20 protein-coding genes are annotated in these 17,328 nt (G+C 67.5%); 14 read left to right on the top strand and 6 right to left on the bottom strand.

The genetic code is table 11. The features are described from left to right. Window positions 1-44: 44 nt before the first annotated feature. From G6N38_RS07400 to deoC, 6 genes are all read left to right on the top strand, one after another. Window positions 45-1,379 (top strand): DUF445 domain-containing protein, encoded by a 1,335-nt coding sequence (locus G6N38_RS07400; RefSeq protein WP_246227765.1) that lies wholly within the window; start codon window positions 45-47, stop codon window positions 1,377-1,379. Window positions 1,380-1,469: 90 nt separating this feature from the next. After that, entirely contained in the window at window positions 1,470-1,862 is a 393-nt protein-coding gene (locus G6N38_RS07395; RefSeq protein ID WP_163746926.1) for a helix-turn-helix domain-containing protein, read from the top strand. Between the two features lie 72 nt (window positions 1,863-1,934). Continuing rightward, window positions 1,935-2,546: a heparin-binding hemagglutinin gene (locus G6N38_RS07390; RefSeq protein ID WP_163746925.1), complete on the top strand. Its 612-nt coding sequence runs from the start codon at window positions 1,935-1,937 to the stop codon at window positions 2,544-2,546. 54 nt (window positions 2,547-2,600) lie between these two features. Further along, window positions 2,601-2,876: a DUF2516 family protein gene (locus G6N38_RS07385; RefSeq protein ID WP_407662977.1), complete on the top strand. Its 276-nt coding sequence runs from the start codon at window positions 2,601-2,603 to the stop codon at window positions 2,874-2,876. Window positions 2,877-2,899: 23 nt separating this feature from the next. Beyond that, on the top strand, window positions 2,900-3,292 hold the full coding sequence (locus G6N38_RS07380; RefSeq protein WP_163746923.1) for a DUF2599 domain-containing protein: 393 nt from the start codon (window positions 2,900-2,902) through the stop codon (window positions 3,290-3,292). Beyond that, a complete protein-coding gene (gene deoC / locus G6N38_RS07375) occupies window positions 3,292-3,993 on the top strand; it encodes a deoxyribose-phosphate aldolase (protein ID WP_163746922.1) in 702 nt (233 codons plus the stop codon). The genes G6N38_RS07380 and deoC overlap by 1 nt, the downstream gene beginning before the upstream one ends. Here deoC and G6N38_RS07370 read toward each other — a convergent pair. The 5 genes from G6N38_RS07370 to G6N38_RS07350 are packed head-to-tail and all read right to left on the bottom strand — an operon-like array spanning window position 3,990 to window position 7,575. Continuing rightward, complete coding sequence (locus tag G6N38_RS07370; RefSeq protein WP_246227762.1) at window positions 3,990-4,934, bottom strand: LmeA family phospholipid-binding protein; 945 nt, start codon at window positions 4,932-4,934, stop codon at window positions 3,990-3,992. The genes deoC and G6N38_RS07370 overlap by 4 nt on opposite strands. Beyond that, window positions 4,931-5,752, bottom strand: coding sequence for a carbon-nitrogen hydrolase family protein (locus G6N38_RS07365; RefSeq protein WP_163746921.1), 822 nt, complete (start codon window positions 5,750-5,752; stop codon window positions 4,931-4,933). The genes G6N38_RS07370 and G6N38_RS07365 overlap by 4 nt, the downstream gene beginning before the upstream one ends. Before the next feature lie 4 nt (window positions 5,753-5,756). Then, window positions 5,757-6,542: a class I SAM-dependent methyltransferase gene (locus tag G6N38_RS07360; RefSeq protein ID WP_163751859.1), complete on the bottom strand. Its 786-nt coding sequence runs from the start codon at window positions 6,540-6,542 to the stop codon at window positions 5,757-5,759. Beyond that, a complete protein-coding gene (locus G6N38_RS07355; RefSeq protein ID WP_163746920.1) occupies window positions 6,535-7,047 on the bottom strand; it encodes a DUF2505 domain-containing protein in 513 nt (170 codons plus the stop codon). Before G6N38_RS07355 ends, G6N38_RS07360 begins: the two co-directional genes overlap by 8 nt. A gap of 21 nt (window positions 7,048-7,068) precedes the next feature. Further along, a complete protein-coding gene (locus G6N38_RS07350; RefSeq protein WP_163746919.1) occupies window positions 7,069-7,575 on the bottom strand; it encodes a DUF2505 domain-containing protein in 507 nt (168 codons plus the stop codon). A 122-nt stretch (window positions 7,576-7,697) separates the two neighbouring features. On the opposite strand from G6N38_RS07350, the gene G6N38_RS07345 reads away from it, so the two are divergent. The 4 genes from G6N38_RS07345 (at window position 7,698) to G6N38_RS07330 (ending at window position 12,402) form a co-directional block, all read left to right on the top strand. Next, complete coding sequence (locus G6N38_RS07345; protein ID WP_246227966.1) at window positions 7,698-8,705, top strand: UDP-N-acetylmuramate dehydrogenase; 1,008 nt, start codon at window positions 7,698-7,700, stop codon at window positions 8,703-8,705. Window positions 8,706-8,813: 108 nt separating this feature from the next. Beyond that, window positions 8,814-9,767, top strand: a complete 954-nt coding sequence (locus G6N38_RS07340) for a hypothetical protein (RefSeq protein ID WP_163746917.1) — start codon at window positions 8,814-8,816, stop codon at window positions 9,765-9,767. A 163-nt stretch (window positions 9,768-9,930) separates the two neighbouring features. Continuing rightward, window positions 9,931-10,911 (top strand): hypothetical protein, encoded by a 981-nt coding sequence (locus G6N38_RS07335; protein WP_163746916.1) that lies wholly within the window; start codon window positions 9,931-9,933, stop codon window positions 10,909-10,911. A gap of 72 nt (window positions 10,912-10,983) precedes the next feature. After that, window positions 10,984-12,402: a L,D-transpeptidase gene (locus G6N38_RS07330; RefSeq protein WP_163746915.1), complete on the top strand. Its 1,419-nt coding sequence runs from the start codon at window positions 10,984-10,986 to the stop codon at window positions 12,400-12,402. On the opposite strand, the gene G6N38_RS07325 is transcribed toward G6N38_RS07330, so the two are convergent. Further along, on the bottom strand, window positions 12,386-13,135 hold the full coding sequence (locus G6N38_RS07325) for an SDR family NAD(P)-dependent oxidoreductase (protein ID WP_163746914.1): 750 nt from the start codon (window positions 13,133-13,135) through the stop codon (window positions 12,386-12,388). The two genes, G6N38_RS07330 and G6N38_RS07325, sit on opposite strands and share 17 nt — an antisense overlap. 194 nt (window positions 13,136-13,329) lie before the next feature. Here G6N38_RS07325 and G6N38_RS07320 point away from each other — a divergent pair, with 194 nt between their 5' ends. From G6N38_RS07320 to G6N38_RS07305, 4 genes are read left to right on the top strand one after another with little or no spacing between them, the layout of a single operon-like run. Then, a complete protein-coding gene (locus G6N38_RS07320; protein WP_163746913.1) occupies window positions 13,330-14,637 on the top strand; it encodes an ROK family protein in 1,308 nt (435 codons plus the stop codon). A gap of 52 nt (window positions 14,638-14,689) precedes the next feature. After that, entirely contained in the window at window positions 14,690-15,985 is a 1,296-nt protein-coding gene (mshA, locus tag G6N38_RS07315) for a D-inositol-3-phosphate glycosyltransferase (protein ID WP_163751858.1), read from the top strand. Then, window positions 15,982-16,536, top strand: coding sequence for a type III secretion system chaperone family protein (locus G6N38_RS07310; protein WP_163746912.1), 555 nt, complete (start codon window positions 15,982-15,984; stop codon window positions 16,534-16,536). Before mshA ends, G6N38_RS07310 begins: the two co-directional genes overlap by 4 nt. A 25-nt stretch (window positions 16,537-16,561) precedes the next feature. Further along, window positions 16,562-17,308: a phosphoglyceromutase gene (locus G6N38_RS07305; RefSeq protein ID WP_163746911.1), complete on the top strand. Its 747-nt coding sequence runs from the start codon at window positions 16,562-16,564 to the stop codon at window positions 17,306-17,308. Window positions 17,309-17,328 lie beyond the last annotated feature (20 nt).

Raw genomic sequence — 17,328 nt, 5'->3', positions numbered from 1 at the left:
CGGCGTCACATTAACTGGCTCGCCGGATAGCGGATGATGGAGGGGTGGTAGCCAAACACCGCCTCCCGGCGTTGCCGACGGAGGCAGCCCGCGTAGGTACGTCGCTTGCAGAATCGTTTGCCGGGGCCGACCCGGAGGCGGACGCGCAACGGCGTCGTGGCCTGCGCCGGATGAAGGCTGTCGCGCTGAGTTTTCTCATCGGTGCCACGGTGATCTTCCTGGTCTGTCGGTGGGCGCAGGCCCAAGGAGGACCGGGGTGGGTCGGTTATGTGGGGGCGGCCGCCGAGGCGGGGATGGTCGGCGCACTGGCCGATTGGTTCGCCGTCACCGCGCTCTTCCGTCACCCCTTGGGGCTCAAGATTCCGCATACGGCGATCATCAAGCGCAAGAAGGATCAGCTCGGTGAGGGGCTCGGTACCTTCGTGCGAGAGAACTTCCTCTCACCGGAGGTAGTGGAAACCAAGCTGCGCGACGCCGAGGTGGCCGGCCGGTTGGGTAAATGGCTGTCCGAACCGTCGCACGCCGCCCGCGTCGCCAGCGAAGCCGGCACAGTGCTGCGCGTGGTCGTGGAACTGCTCAACGACGACGACATCCAGCAGGTGATCGACCGCACGATCGTCAAACGGCTCGCCGAGCCGCAGTGGGGGCCGCCCGTGGGCCGGGTGTTGGGGCAACTCCTGGCCGAACACCGCCAGGAGGCATTGATCCAGCTGTTGTGTGACCGGGCCTTCCAATGGGCGATCAATGCCGGTGACACCATCGAACGCGTCGTCACGCGTGACTCACCCACCTGGTCACCGCGATTCGTCGACCAGTTGGTTGGCGACCGGATCCACCGAGAACTGATGGACTTCACCGACAAGGTGCGCCGCGACCCGAATCATGAACTGCGACAATCGGCTACACGTTTCCTGTTCGAGTTCGCCCATGATCTGCAGAACGACGAGGCGACTATTGCCCGCGCCGAGGCGGTCAAGGAACAGCTGATGGCTCGCGACGAAGTCACTCGAGCGGCCGAAACCGCGTGGAAGACGTTGAAGCGCTTGGTGCTTGACGGTGTCGACGATCCATCGAGTGCGCTTCGCGCGCGTATCGCCGATTCGATCGTGAGTATCGGGGAATCACTACGTGACGACGCCGAGTTGCGCGACAAGGTCAACAACTGGATCGTGCGCGGAGCCCAGCATCTGGTCGGCCAATACGGGTCCGAGATCACCACGATCATCACCGACACCATCGAGCGCTGGGATGCCGAGGAGGCCAGCCGACGGATCGAATTGCACGTTGGCCGCGACCTGCAATTCATTCGAATCAATGGCACGGTGGTGGGCGCGCTGGCCGGCCTGATTATCTACACGGCGGCGCAATTCATGTTCTGACCTGCGCTAGCAAGTGCTTGCAAAAGTTAGCACCCCGACGTAGTGTGGCATCTGTACGCACCGGATACCCAACGCGACGGGAGGTGAACCATGGCGCAAGACGGCGATCTTCAGGCCGTGGTGGCCACCGCCGCGCACGACATCGGTGGCTTCATCAGGGCGCAGCGTGAAGCGGCTCAGGTCTCGGTGCGGCAGTTGGCCGAGAAGGCCGGTGTCAGCAATCCGTACCTCAGTCAGATCGAACGAGGTCTACGGAAACCCTCTGCGGAAGTACTGAGCCAGATTGCCAAGGCGCTGCGGATGTCGGCCGAGGTGCTCTACATCCGGGCTGGGATTCTCGAGCCTGGAGAGACGAGCAAGGTGCACGACGCGATCATCGGAGACACCGTGATCACCGAGCGGCAAAAGCAGGTTCTGCTCGACATCTATACGTCGTTCTGTCAGCAGAACGAAGCTGCCAGTGAGGAGCTGTCGACTGAGTAACAGACCAGCTACCTCTGAAATCCGTTAACTGACAACCGATTCGAACGTTGAAACATCGAAAGGAGCCACAAGATGGCTGAGAATCCAAACGTCGAGGACCTGAAGGCCCCGCTGCTCGCTGCTGTCGGTGCCGCCGATCTGGCTCTGGCCACCGTCAACGAGATCGTGGCCACCCTGCGCGAGCGCGCCGAGGACGCCCGTTCCGAGGCCAGCACTCGTGTCGAGGAGCGTCGCGCGGCACTGACCAAGCTGCAGGAAGACCTGCCGCAGCGTGCCGAGGAACTGCGCGGCAAGCTGTCCACCGAAGAGCTGCGTAAGGCTGCGGAGGGCTACGTAGAGTCCGCCACCGCGACCTACAACAGCCTCGTCGAGCGCGGTGAGGCCGCCCTCGAGCGCCTGCGCAACCAGCCCGAGCTCAAGGAAGCCGCCACGCGTGCCGAGGGTTACGTCGACCAGGCCGTCGAGCTGACCCAGGAGGCGCTGGGCAACGTGTCGTCGCAGACTCGCGCGGTCGGCGAACGTGCCGCCAAGCTGGTCGGTGTCGACTTGCCGGCCAAGAAGGCTCCGGCCAAGGCCCCGGCGAAGAAGGCCGCTCCGGCCAAGAAGGCCGCTCCGGTGAAGGCCGCCGCCAAGAAGGCCCCGGCCAAGAAGGCTGCTCCGGCCAAGAAGGTCACCCAGAAGTAAGACCAGCTAGTTCGACCGCAGGGACAAGACCCGCTTACTCTTGTAGCCGTGATGCTGCAAGGTGTGGCGGGTCTTGTTCTTGACGTGGTGTTCTGGATGGTCACCGCGGTGACTATCTACGCGTTCGTCCATGCGGCGATGCAGCGGCCTGACGCCTACGCCGCGGCCGAGAAGCTCACCAAGCCGGTATGGCTGGTGATCCTGGGGGTCGCAGGGCTGTTGTCGCTGTTCCTGGGCATCACCGGTGTGGCGATTGCTGCCGTGGCTTCCGGTGTCTACCTGGTGGACGTTCGGCCCAAGCTGCTCGAGGTTCAGGGGAAATCGCGCTGAGCGCACGAGGTCGGCTGGCGGCGATGCTCGTCATCGCCTCGGCAGGGCTGAGTCTGGCCGCCCCCGCCGCGGCCGACACCAATCCCGCGCCGCCGTTCATCGATCACGTTGCGTGGGTGAGCTGGGGTGATTTGAAAAGTCTGCGGGTGTATCCCACCCCGGCCGGCCGGCAGGCGGCCGCGCAATTACTCAAACCCCCCTCGGAAATCGATGAGGCCTGGGGCGAGGTGCTGACCCTGGCTCCCGATGCCGACCTGCCCGGCATGCGAGCCCAGTTCGCCTGCCACTTCCGCTTCGCCGAATTCGCGCAGCCCGGCAAGACCAGCTGGAACCTGGAGCCGTTCCGGCCGGTGGTCGACGACGAGACGATGACGGCCACGGGCTGCAATCCCGGCGGCCTCGAGGAGCCGTTCTGATGTACTCCCGCGGTGAGGTCGCGGCGCTCGTCGACCACACACTGCTCAAACCTGAGGCCACCGAGGCCGACGTGGCCGCGGTCGTCGCGGAGGCCGCCGATCTCGGGGTGTTCGCGGTTTGCGTGTCTCCGTCGATGATTTCGGTCGCTCATAAGGCGGCTGGCGCCCATCCCGAAGGCCTCGTCATCGCCGCCGTCGCCGGCTTCCCGTCCGGCAAGCACCTGCCGGCCATCAAGGCCAGGGAAGCCGCGATGGCCGTCGATTCCGGTGCCGCCGAGATCGACATGGTCATCGACGTCGGGGCCGCGCTGGCCGGAAATCTCGCCGAGGTGGCCGCGGATATCGCGACGGTCCGGTCCGCGGTGCCCGGTGTGGTGCTGAAGGTCATCGTCGAATCCGCCGCTCTGCTCAGCCTGGCCGACGAACGGACGTTGGTGACTGTGTGCCGGGCCGCCGAAGAATCCGGCGCCGATTTCGTCAAGACCTCCACCGGCTTTCATCCCGCAGGCGGCGCTTCGGTGGTTGCCGTCGAGATCATGGCGGGCACCGTCGGCGGTCGGCTGGGTGTCAAGGCCAGCGGCGGTATCCGCACCGCCGAGGACGCGGTGGCGATGCTCGACGCGGGTGCTACCCGGCTCGGATTGTCCGGGACGCGCGCAGTCCTGGACGGATTGTCCGTCCTGGACGGATTGTCCAGCTAGACCCCGGCGAAGCAGGGATCCTGCTGGCCGTTGGGGATCGTCGCGTTGCGGGTGATGAATTTCGCGCTGACCCCGCTGTCGGTCACCGAGACGCTGTCCGCGTGAATGCCCATCGGCAGGTTCTTGGTCAGCGTGGTCATGAACGCGTCCAGCGCCGGCTGCACCGATTCCTTCGGCAGCATGAAGCCCAGCCCAGTCAGGCTCATCACCTGCAGGCTCAGTGCGTTGTTGATCACCGCCGGTTTGATCATCACGCTGCCCAGCCCGCCCTGCAGCTCGATGGTGCCGTCCGAAGGCGAGGTCTTCACCCCGCTGACCAGACTGCCCAGGAACGGGATGGCATCCTGCACGGTCTGCTTGATGCCGTCGCTGGACCAGGTGATGTTGGCGTCCAGCGCGCCCATCGTCCCGGCCGAGCTGGCCGTCTGGTTGATCTGGACGTCATCGAGGAGAAGATCGAGCTTCATGCCCTTGGCTTGGCGGATCTGGTTGCCTGCGGTCTGCACCGAGATGTCGTTGTAGTGCTTCGTGAGGTGCTGCAGCAGGAACGGGCGGATGCCGAAGGAGACCTTGGTCTGGTCCTGCACCACACAGGAAACGGCCCTGGACACCACGGTGTCGGCTACGTGGCGCACGTAGAGTTCGGTGCCCAACAGCCCGGCGATCACCACTGCCACGATGATGATCAGCGACAGCGCGATCGTCAGTGGGTCGCGCAGGAACCGCCGCTGGGGTTCCTCGGGTTCCTCCGGCGGGACCGGGGGGACTGGCGGGACCGGCGGCGGGACCTGAGAGAACTGCTGCGTCGGCGGGTCGACCGGAGCGCCCGGCCGGGGGATGTACTCGGTGGGTGTGCCCTGCCCCGGGGCCGCTGGCCACGCCGGGGTCGTCGGGTCGCCGGGGCCGACGGGATGGTTCGGACCTTGTGGCGGGTGTGTCACCTGGGCGATTCTGCCTTATCAGCCTGAGCGAACTCTGAGCGGTTACGCAGCACTCCGAGTGTTTCCCGCACCGGTGCGACCCGATCGATGTCGATATCGGCCACCACCAGTTGCGGATCGTCGCCGGCCGATGCCACCACCTCGCCGAGTGGGGACGCCACCAGGCTGCCGCCAACGCCGGTCGGCGCCTTGGACGCGGTAGCCAGCTGCTCGCCCGGATAGCCCTGGTCGACCGCGGCCACGAAACATGTCGAGTCCAGGGCGCGAGCGCGGGCCAGCAGGGTCCACTGCTCGAGCTTTCCCGGCCCGGCGCCCCACGACGCGTGAACGGTGATCAGCTGCGCTCCGCGGTCCGCGAGCTCGGTGTACAGGGTGGGGAAGCGGATGTCGTAACACAGTGTGAGCCCCACGCCGACACCGTCCACGGTGATCACCACCGGCTCACGGCCGGGCGCCACCGCCTCGGATTCAGCAAACCCGAACGCGTCGTACATGTGGATCTTGTCGTAGTGCGCATCCACTCCTGCACCGACGGCCAGCACCGTGTTGGTGACCCGGCCGTCGGGAACCGGGGTGAACATGCCGGCCAGCACCGTGATCCCGCAGCTGTCGGCGATGCGGCGCACTTCGTCGGCCCACGGACCGTCCAGTGGCTGGGCCACCGGCGCCAGCGGAACGCCGAAGCGGCACATCATGCCTTCGGGGAACGCCACCAACCGGGCACCGGCGTCCGCGGCGCGGCGGGTGTAGTCCTCGACCAGCTTCAGGTTCACCGCCGGGTCGGCGTCCGAGAGCAATTGGGCCAGCGCAATCCGCATGCCGTCAGCTTACGTGCGGTGCCACCGTCGACCAGGGCACCGTCAGCACCGCATCGCGGGCATTGCGCCGCTGCGCTGCGATCGGAAGGCCGGCCGTGCGCAGCTCGGTGAGCATGGCTCGCCAACGATCCCGCGGGCCGAAGACCGAATGACCGGCCGAAGCCGCCCAGGCGCGATCCGCCGATGACAACAGGGTGTGGATCGGTTGGCCCGGAACATTGTGGTGGATAAGGACTTTCGGGAGTCGCTCGGCCAGATCCGACGGGCGTTCGATATGCCGCGGGTCGCACGCCAGAGTCAGGCTCACCGGACCGTCCCGATCCAGCAGCACCCAGCAGCAGCGCCTGCCAAGCTCGTCGCAGGTGCCGTCGAGGATCAGCCCGCCCGGCGCCAGCCGCGCCCGCATCTGCGCCCATGCCTGGTCCACCGCATCCTCGGGGTATTGCCGCAGGACGTTGAACGCCCGCACCAGGACCGGATGCAATCCGGCGAGTTCGAAACCGCCGACCCCGAATTCGACACCGTCGACACTCGGCACCACTCGCTGCGGATCGATCTCGAGTCCGACCACCCTGATGTCGGGGCGCACCGCCCGCAGTCGCGCCGCCAGTTCCAGTGTGGTGACCGGCAATCGCCCGTAGCCCAGGTCGACGATCACCGGTTCGGCAGCCGATTCCAGCGCGGCGCGCACGCGCGGTGAGTTCACCAGCCAACGGTCGGCCCGCCGCAGCCGGTTGGCGTTGGTGGTGCCTCGGGTCGGCACGCCGACCGGGCGTGGTGGTCTAGTAATGGCTGGCGATCCAGTCGCGGGTGAAATCCCGTTCGTTGTCGAACAATCCGCGCAGGCCGTCGCACACCCACTGCTCGATCTTGCCGCCGACCAGCGGCACGTTGACCTTGCACAGGCTGCGCAGCCGGAGCTCACTGCCCGCTGGCGTCTGCTGCAGAACGTAGGTTCCGTCGAAGTTCAGCGGGGCCGCGGGCACCAGCGCCCGGTAGTGCCCGTCGGCCGAGTTCTTCGCGGCGTCGAACGGGTCGAAGTGCTGCTCGCGGGTGATGGTGAGCCGCAACGGAACCACGGCGGCGACCAGCGACGGCATATCCCTGCGCGACACCGTGTGGGTGAACACGATGTCGGTGCCGCTCTCGTCGGAATTGAACCGAGTGAGCTCAGAATCGGTGTGCTGCTGGTGTTCGGCGATCAAGTCTTCCCAATATGCACGGCTGGTGAAGCTCTGGTAGAGACCAGCCACCGGTTGGTCGAGTCCGATGACGTAGTCCATGCGGCGGGACATGTTGCAACCGTACCTGCGGCGTCAGCCGTTTTCGGCGATCCACATGGTGGTGAACCGTTGCTCGGCGATCAGCAGGTCGACGAGCTGATTGCCGATGAAGTTCTCCACCTTGCCGCCGACCAGCGGGATCCGCACCTCGACGGTGGCCCGAAAAGCCAAGTGCGCCCGCAACTCTGACGGCGCCAGCTGTGCACTGCCGGTCAAGGTCACCGGAGCGCCGGGGATGCTGCCACTGACAGTGGCTTCGGCCAGGCCGGCCACCAGTCCGGTCCAGCTCTCCGAACGGCGGATTACCAGATCACCGTGGTGGAACTGGGTGACGACCGCCGGCAACCGGTTGGCCCGCAGCACCTGGGTGGTGGTCACCTCGACGCCACCGTCGGGGGTCACTCGGATCGAGTTGAGCGTCGCGTCGTCGGCACCTGAATCGGCCAGCCGGGCCAACCAGTACTGCTCGTCGCGGAATGCCTGGTGCACCTGTTCAACGCTGCCCTCGTACTCGGTGGCCATGTCGAATGAACGAGGCATAGCTGGTGAGGCTACCGTTATGGCCCGTGGTTGCAGGGATTTCTTCCGGTGGGCAGGCGCGAAGCGACCCGGGAAAGGGCTACGGCGGCGCGGCGGTTGCCGAGAATGTTCCGCTGGCCCCGATGACCACCCTGCGGGTCGGCCCAATCGCGCGCCAGGTCATCACCTGCACCACCTCCGAGCAGATCGTGGCGACTCTGGGCACCGTCGACCGCGCGGCCGACGGTCCGGTCCTGGTATTGGCCGGCGGCTCCAATGTCGTGATCGCCGACGACCTCACCGAGCTGACGGTCGTGCGGCTGGCCAACCGGGCTGTCAACGTCGACGGTGCCCTGCTGCGCGCCGAGGCGGGCGCGGTCTGGGACGACGTGGTGGTCGCTGCCGTGGCGGCCGGATTGGGCGGGTTGGAATGCCTGTCCGGTATTCCGGGGTCGGCCGGGGCCACCCCGGTGCAGAACGTCGGCGCCTACGGCGTCGAGGTGGCCGACTATCTGACGCGCGTCCGGCTGCTGGACCGTCGGAGTTCCCAGGTGCGCTGGGTGGCTGCCGGTGAACTCGGCCTCCGGTACCGGCACAGCAGCCTGAAGAATTCCGCCGATGCGGTGGTTCTGGAGGTGGAGTTTGCCCTCGACGACGCCGGACGCTCGGCCCCGCTGCGGTACGCGGAGCTGGCCGCGGCTCTCGGTGTGCCCGCCGGCGAGCGGGCCCAGCCCGCCGAGGTTCGTGCTGCCGTGTTGGGTTTGCGTGCCCGCAAGGGCATGGTGCTCGACGCCGCCGACCACGACACCTGGAGCGTCGGGTCGTTCTTCACCAACCCCGTCGTCCCTGCCGACCGATTCGACGAACTCCAGTCCCATCGTGACGCCCCGGTGCCGCACTACCCGGCGCCGGACGGGGTCAAGTTGGCCGCCGGCTGGCTGGTCGAACAGGCCGGCTTCGGCAAGGGCTATCCGGGAGCCGACGGCGTGCCGTGCCGGTTGTCGACCAAACACGCGCTGGCGTTGACCAACCGCGGCGACGCGACCACGGCCGACGTGCTGGCGCTGGCACGTACCGTCCGCGACGGCGTGCGCGAGGTGTTCGATATCTCGCTGCTGCCCGAACCTGTGCTCGTCGGTTGTTCGCTGTAGGCGCGCCGATCTGCGTGTTTCCTGGAATCGCACCCGGCGACGAATCCGGGTGCGCGGCACGCGTCACGCTGTTCTAAGGTTTGCGCAAACGACACGGGGGGTTCGTAAGTGGTTACGCGCGCGAAGCACGGGCGGCGTCGCCCGTCGGCAGTCCGGACATGGCTGGGCGCGGGTGTGTTGGCCGTGGGCGTGGGTACCGCCCTGGCGGCTGCGCCGGGGGTCGCCCAGGCTGACACCGGCGATCACTCCGCTGCGGGCTCGGCATCGGCGAGCAAGCACGACGCTGGCCCGTCGGCAGGGTCGAAGCGTGCTGTGGGCGTCGCCGCGGCCGCCTCACGCAAGCCGGCCGCAACGGCGCGTCCGTCGCAGGCCACGGGCAAGCCGGCCGCAGCCGGTCTGGCCGTCATCGGCCCGACGACATCTCAGACCCGTGAATCCAGCGCGACCGTCAACACCCCGATAGGTCCCATCACGGTGTTGCTGAGCGCGACCATTCCGATCCCGTTTACGAATGGTCCGGCAGCAATCAACGTGAAGGCAACAACGCCGATCGGTAACGCCGAAGGTTCGCTGGCCGGCTCACAGACTGTGATCGCCGGACTCCCGCCGGTGAACGAGATCGCTCTCAATGAGGGGAACCTCGTTGTGCCCCCGCAGGTCGCATTCCTGGTCAGTGCCACGGGCGCGGCCGTGACCGGCGGACTGTCGTTGTCCAACAGTGCAAACTCGTTTGCTTCCGCGGTACACCACGGGGATCTGGGCGGGGCGCTTCAGACACTCATCTCCGCCGCTCCCAACTTCGCGAATGCTGTGCTGTTCGGCCACCAGACGCTGACGATTCCGCTGGTCTCCTCCATCGATCAACAGGCGCAGTCCGTTGAGTTGCATGTCCCATTCGGCGGGTGGTTCGCACCCCTGCGGCCGCTGTCGGTGAGCTGGTCGACCTACACCTACGTCGATGAAACCGGGGTCGCCTACAAGGTTGACGGAGGGAATCTCGAATTTGCGGGCACGAAATTCGGTGGCGTGGTGCCCGCGTTTGTCAACCTGTTCGTTCGGTAACCGGACCGGGCACGTTCGATTCCCGGTACGGGAGATTTCGCGTCCTCGCCGCGACACGACCGACCAATATCGAAGATAATTAACCGGGGTGACGAAGAACGCGCAAAATTGCGGGTGTGAGCCCGCTTACGGGTTAGTTTCAGCGACGACGGGGGATTTCGAAATGGCCACTGGGACCACGAAAACTGTGACGCGCGGCCGCGGCCGCACGCTGGGCGTCCGAACTTGGCTGGGTGCGGGCGCTTTGACGCTGGGCGTCGGTGCTGCCCTCGCGGGTGCGGCGGGGGTTGCCCAAGCGGATAGCGCCGGTCACCAGGCCTCGAGTTCGGCCTCGTCCGCCTCGTCGAGCAAGCCGGACGCCGGGCCGAAGCGCAGCCCGGGGGTGGCCTCGACCAAGCGCGTGAGCGCACCGTCGGTCAACGCGTCCGCCACGTCGTCGTCGGCGACCTCTTCCGCGCGCCCAGCAGCCAGTGTCAAACCCGTTGCCGCCCTCGCGGCCGCGTCGCAGACCAACACGACCAGTCAGACGGTCAACACTCCGTTCGGCCCCATCACGGTGGAGATCAACACGACCGTTCCCGACGCCGGCGACAGTGGCCCGGTGGAACTGGCCTTGAACGCGCGCACCCCGCTGGGGAACGCCAAGTTCTCGCTGGCTGGGCTGGAGACCTTCACCTCGACTCCCACGCCCAAGGCCCAGATTTCTCTCACCGACGGGACGCTGGTCGTGCCCGCGCCGGTGGCGTTCCTGGTCAGTTCGGCCGGCTCCGCGGTGCTGGGCGCCGTCTCGGCCTACAACAGCGCGTCCTCGTTCTTCAGCTCGCTGCAGAGCGGAAACCTCGTCGGGGCGGCGCAGGCCTTCCTCGAGGGTGGGCCGAAGCTGACGAACGCCATTCTGTTCGGCCAGCAGTCGCTCACATTGCCGATCGACCTCGGCGCAACGGGACAAACCGCGCAACTGAGCATCCCGTTCGGCGGGTTCTTCGCTCCGCTTAAGCCGGTAACGGTGACCTGGGCGGGCTACAGCTACGTGGATCAAAACACCGGGGCAGAAGTGACCGTCGACCCGGTCGACATCTCCTTTGCGGGCACCCGGTTCGGCGGTGTCGGCCCGGCGATCCTGCAACTGTTCGGTCTCGCGTAGGGCGCCGCCGCACGGCTACGCCAGCGCTCTCAATTGGCAGCACGGCGACTGGGTTCCGTATCTTGGATTGACGTGAGCCCAGCCGACCGACTGCCGCCGATCAATCGACGACGTGCGTTGGCAGCGCTGTTCCTCGGTGTGGCCGCCCCCACCGCACTGGCCGCCTGCATGAAGGGGCCCGGCAAACAGACCGCGGCATCGGGTCCTCCGCCCAAGCCGTCGCTGAGCTTCACACCGTCCAACGACGCCAAGGACGTCCTGCCAACGACTGCGGCCAGCCTCCAGATCAAAGACGGCTGGCTCCAGCACGTCGCCCTGACCAATGCCGCCGGCAAGCCCGTCGCCGGGGTACTCAACCGTGACCGCACCGCCTTTACCGTCACCGAGCCGTTGGGCTACGGCGCCTCCTACACCTGGGCAGGTTCGGCGGTCGGGCGGGACGGGAACGCGCTGCCCATCGCCGCGTCGTTCACAACGGTCGACCCCACCACCAAGGTCAACGGCCAGTTCCAGCTGTCCGACGGGCAGACCGTCGGGGTGGCGGCGCCGATCATCCTGCAGTTCGACGCCGCGATCGACGACGCGCACAGGCCCGATGTGGAAAAGGCGCTGACCGTCACCACGACCCCGCCGGCTGAGGGCAGTTGGGCCTGGCTGCCCGACGAGGTGGGGGGTTCGCGGGTGCACTGGCGAACGCGGGACTACTACCCGGCCGGGACCAAGGTCCACGTGGACGCCCGCCTCTACGGGGTGAAGTTCGGCCAGGACGCCTATGGCGCGGCCGACTCGACCCTCGACTTCGACATCGGCCGCCGCCAAGTCGTCAAGGCCGACGCCACCTCGCATCGCATCCAGGTGATCACCGACGAAGGCGTCATCATGGATTTCCCCTGTAGCTACGGCGAGGCCGACCAGCCCCGCAACGTCACCCGCAGCGGCATCCACGTTGTCAGCGAGAAGTATGCCGATTTCTACATGACCAATCAGGCCGCCGGCTACAGCAACGTGCACGAGCGCTGGGCGGTGCGGATCTCCAACAACGGTGAGTTCATCCACGCCAACCCGGCCTCGTCGGGCGCGCAGGGCAACACCAACGTCACCAACGGCTGCATCAACCTGTCCACCGGCGACGCCGAGCAGTACTTCGGCACGGCCGTCTACGGCGACCCGGTCGAGGTAACCGGCACCTCGATCCAGCTGTCCTACGCCGACGGCGACATCTGGGACTGGGCGGTGGACTGGAACCAATGGAAGGCCATGTCGGCGCTGTCCGACACGCCGCCGGAGACCAGCATGCCCGCCAGCGCGCCGGCCACCCCGACCGATGCGCCGACGCTGTCGGGCACGCCCACCACAACCACCACGACGACGACTCCCACGACGACGACTCCCACGACGACATCGACCAGTCCGACGGCGACGTCGAGTCAGACGACGACCGAGACAACGTCGAGTCCGACGACAACGCGTACGGCTACGACCGGCGGTTGAACCGGCCGCCGCTGGCCTGATCCCGGGGCCGAATGACGATCTGGTCGAGGTTGACGTGCGACGGGCGGGATGCGACGAAGCCGATCACCTCGGCGACGTCGGCAGCCACCAGGGGCGTGATGCCGGCATAGACCGCGTCGGCACGTTGCTCGTCACCGCCGAAGCGCACCAGGGAGAACTCCGTCTCTACTGCGCCGGGGGCAATCTCGGTGAGCCGCACAGGTTTTCCGAGCAGCTCGCCGCGAAGTGTGCGGTGCAAAGCACCCTCGGCATGTTTGGCGGCGGTATACCCGCCGCCACCGTCATAGACCTCGAGTGCGGCGATCGATGTGATGGTGACGATCAGCCCATCCCCGGACTCGACGAGCTTGGGCAGCAATGCCCGCGTCACCCGCAGGGTCCCGAGGACGTTGGTCTCCCACATCCAGCGCCAGTTGTCCAGGTTGGCCTCGGCGATCGGTTCAAGTCCTTTGGCGCCGCCGGCATTGTTGACCAGTACGTCGACCCGGGTCAGAGCCGCGGCCATGGCCTCGACGGCGGCATCGTCTGTGACGTCGGCCACAACGGCGGTCCCACCGATTTCGTCGGCCAGTCGCTGCAGGCGATCCGCGCGACGGGCCACCGCTACGACGTGAAACCCAAGCGCGGCAAGGGTTCTGGCTGTCGCCTCGCCGATGCCGGAGCTCGCGCCGGTGACCACCGCGACCCGGGAATGAGCATCTGGAGTTGTCATGGGGCCAACTCTAGTAACTGTGCTAAATTCTCCCCGTGATCCGCTTCGGTCTGACCAGCTGTCTGGTCGCGCACACCGCGTGTTGTTGTCGCGCGATTCGCTGCGCCTGACAGAGGCAGACACTTCTTTTTCGTCCTGCTCAAGTCGCCAGGTGTGGCATAAGCCCCCACTCCGACTCGAGAAGGACACCCCCTATGCGCACCGTCGCCCTTTCCTCCCGTGATTCGCTCCGCACTTCCGCCCATGACGCGATCCGCATCGGTGCCCGGCCGCATCCGTTGCGCACCCGTCACCACATCGTGGCCCCGTCACTGCGGATCCCCGACGCCGCCGCCGCGTCGGTGTTCGCCGCGGTGCGCCAGCGGGGCGCCATCGGCCGAGATGTGATCGCCCAGGTCACCAACCTGTCGATCGCCACGGTGAACCGCCAGGTCACCGCCCTGCTGGACGCGGGAATCCTGCGCGAGCGCGCCGACCTCGCTGTGTCCGGCGCCATCGGTCGCCCGCGGGTTCCCGTCGAGGTCAACCACGAACCGTTCCTCACCCTTGGTATTCACATCGGCGCGCGGACGACCAACATCGTCGCGACCGACTTGCTCGGCCGCACCCTCGACGCCGTCGAGACTCCGACACCGCGCGGCGGGCAGGCCGCCGCACTGGCCTCGCTGGCCGGCAGTGCCCGCCGCTACCTGAGTCGTTGGCATCGCCGGCGTCCGCTCTGGATCGGCGTCGCGATCGGTGGTGTGGTCGACAGCGTCACCGGCCACGTCGACCACAGCCGCCTGGGCTGGACACAGGCCCCGGTGGGCCCCGTGCTCGCCGAGGCGTTGGGCCTGCCGATATCGGTGGCGTCCCACGTGGACGCGATGGCCGGCGCCGAGGTCCTGCTCGGTCTGCGCCGCCCGCCGGCGCCGACATCGAGCAGCCTTTACGTCTACGCCCGCGAGACGGTCGGCTTCGCGCTGGTGATCGGCGGGCGGGTGCACAGCCCGTCCAGTGGCCCGGGCACCATCGCCGCACTGCCCGTGGTCTCCGAATTGCTCGGCGGCAGCGGACAACTGGAATCGACGGTCAGCGACGAGGCTGTGCTGGCCGCCGCCCGCAAGCGCGGCATCGTGCCCGCCTCGGGTCCCGGCGCTTCGATGGCCACGCTGCTGCGCGCCGCCCGGCAGGGTGATACCCCCGCGGCGCTGGGTGCCAAGGAGCTGTTGGCCGAACGCGCCCGTGTCCTCGGCGAAGCGGTTGCGCTGCTGCGCGACATGCTCAACCCCGACGACCTCGTCGTCGGTGGCCAGGCATTCACCGAATATCCCGAAGGCATGCAGGCGGTCGAGGCGGCGTTCGCCGAGCGTTCGGTGCTGCCGACCCGCGACATCCGGGTGACTGCGTTCGGCAACCGGGTGCAGGAAGCCGGTGCCGGCATCGTGTCGTTGGGCGGGTTGTACGCGGACCCGATCGGCGCATTGAGACGGGCGCAGAATCGCCGCGAAGCCGCGGTGTAAAGATGGAGGCGTGCGGCACGCCCGGGAACTGACTGACAGTTCGACCGACGGCATGCCGCGTCGGGTAGCGGTGTTGTCGGTGCACACCTCGCCGCTGGCCCAGCCTGGCACCGGTGATGCCGGCGGAATGAACGTCTACGTGTTGCAGACCGCACTGCACATGGCCCGGCGCGGGGTCGAGGTGGAGATCTTCACCCGTGCGACCTCGTCCGCGGACCAGCCGCTGGTGCGCGTCGCCCCTGGGGTCCTGGTGCGCAATGTGGTCGCGGGCCCCTTCGAGGGACTCGACAAGTACGACTTGCCGACTCAGCTGTGTGCATTCACCGCAGGCGTGCTGCGCGCCGAGGCCAACCATGAGCCCGGCTACTACGACATCGTGCATTCGCACTACTGGTTGTCCGGCCAGGTCGGCTGGCTGGCCCGCGACCGCTGGACGGTGCCGCTGGTACACACCGCTCACACGCTGGCCGCGGTGAAGAACGCGGCCCTGGCCGATGGCGACTCGCCGGAACCACCGCTGCGCGCGGTGGGCGAACAGCAAGTGGTCGACGAAGCCGACCGGCTAGTGGTCAACACCGAAGACGAAGCCCGCCAATTGATTTCGCTGCACAATGCCGGCCCGCGACGGATCGATGTGGTGTATCCAGGCGTCGATCTGGAGATGTTCACCCCTGGTGACCGGCGCGTCGCACGGGCCGTGCTGGGCTTGCGGGCCGACGAGCAGGTGGTGGCCTTCGTCGGGCGTATCCAGCCGCTGAAGGCACCCGACGTGCTGCTGCGCGCGGCGGCGCAGCTGCCCGGTGTGCGGGTGCTGATCGCCGGCGGTCCGTCCGGCAGTGGGCTGGCCGCCCCCGACGTCTTGGTGGGTCTTGCCGCTGAATTGGGTATCGCAGACCGGGTGACATTCCTTCCTCCGCAGTCGCGCGAGCAGTTGGTGAACGTCTACCGGGCTGCCGATCTGGTCGCGGTGCCCAGCTATTCGGAGTCTTTCGGACTGGTCGCGGTCGAGGCGCAGGCCTGCGGCACGCCGGTGGTGGCCGCGGCGGTGGGTGGGCTGCCTGTTGCGGTGGCCGACGGTGTCAGCGGAGCGCTGGTGTCCAGCCACGACCCTGCTCGGTGGGCGGACGCGATCGCAGGCGTGCTGCGGCGCGACCCGGACGAGCTGAGCCGCGCCGCGGTGGCGCACGCGCAAGAGTTCTCCTGGGCCAACACCGTCGACGGGCTGCTGGCCAGCTATGCGCGGGCGATCACCGACTACGCCGGCGCCCGGCGGCGTAGCGCGGCCGGTGATGCGCTGGCCCGACGCAACGGCAGGCGCTGGTCGATGCGACGCGGCGTGCGGGCATGAGCGATCAGCCGAAGGTGGATCGGGCCCAACCGGGCGTCCAGCGGGTCATCGAGGACGCGCTGGACGAGCACGGCCTGGTCTACAGCCGCCACCCGGGCGCCCACGGCGGGCTGCCGGGTCTGATCGTCGAGCTGCCGGGGGAGCGCAAGCTCAAGACCAACACCCTGCTGAGCATCGGTGAGCACTCGGTGCGCGTCGAGGCATTCGTCTGCCGCCAGCCCGACGAGAACCACGAGGGCGTCTACCGATTCCTGCTCAAGCGCAACCGCCGGCTCTACGGTGTGGCCTACACGCTGGACAACACCGGCGACATCTACCTGGTCGGGCGGATGGCACTGGAAGCGGTGACCGCCGACGAGCTCGATCGGGTACTCGGGCAGGTGCTCGAGGCCGTCGACACGGATTTCAACACCCTGCTGGAGCTGGGCTTCAAATCGTCCATCCAGAAGGAGTGGGCGTGGCGGGTGTCGCGCGGTGAATCGCTGAAGAATCTTCAGGCGTTCGAGCACTTGATCGACGATGAGACAGACGGGAACGGCCGCGACCACTGAGCGCCGTCGTGAGAGGATTTCGGGCATGGCTGACTCCACACTGATCCTGCTGCGGCACGGCGAGAGCGAATGGAACGCGCTGAACCTGTTCACCGGCTGGGTGGACGTCGACCTCACGGACAAGGGCCGGGCCGAGGCGGTGCGCGGCGGCAAGCTGATGGCCGAGCAGGGCCTGCTTCCTGACGTTCTCTACACCTCGCTGCTGCGCCGCGCGATCACCACCGCGCACCTGGCGCTGGATGCCGCCGACCGGCTGTGGATCCCCGTGCGCCGTGACTGGCGGCTCAACGAGCGGCATTACGGTGCCCTCCAGGGCCTGGACAAGGCCGAGACGAAAGAGAAGTACGGCGAGGAGCAGTTCATGCTGTGGCGGCGCAGCTATGACACGCCGCCGCCGCCGATCGAGCCGGGCAGCACCTACAGCCAGGACACCGACCCGCGTTACGCCGACATCGGCGGGGGCCCGCTGACCGAATGCCTGGCCGACGTGGTGGCCCGCTTCGTTCCCTATTTCACCGAGACGATCGTGCCGGATCTGCAGGCGGGTAAAACGGTGCTGATGGTCGCGCACGGCAACTCGCTGCGTGCGCTGGTGAAGTACCTGGACGGGATGTCCGACGCGGATGTCGTCGGCCTGAACATCCCGACCGGCATCCCGCTGCGCTACGACCTGGACGCCGATCTGAAACCGCTGGTGGCCGGCGGTACGTACCTGGATCCCGAGGCCGCCGCTGCAGGTGCTGCCGCGGTGGCCAGCCAGGGTGCCAAGTAGGCGGTCGATTGCCGGCCCGG

It is taken from the genome of Mycolicibacterium helvum (assembly GCF_010731895.1).
Taxonomy (GTDB): domain Bacteria; phylum Actinomycetota; class Actinomycetes; order Mycobacteriales; family Mycobacteriaceae; genus Mycobacterium; species Mycobacterium helvum.
The sequence above is the reverse complement of the archived record's forward strand: the minus strand, read 5'-3'. Positions and strand labels throughout refer to the sequence as shown.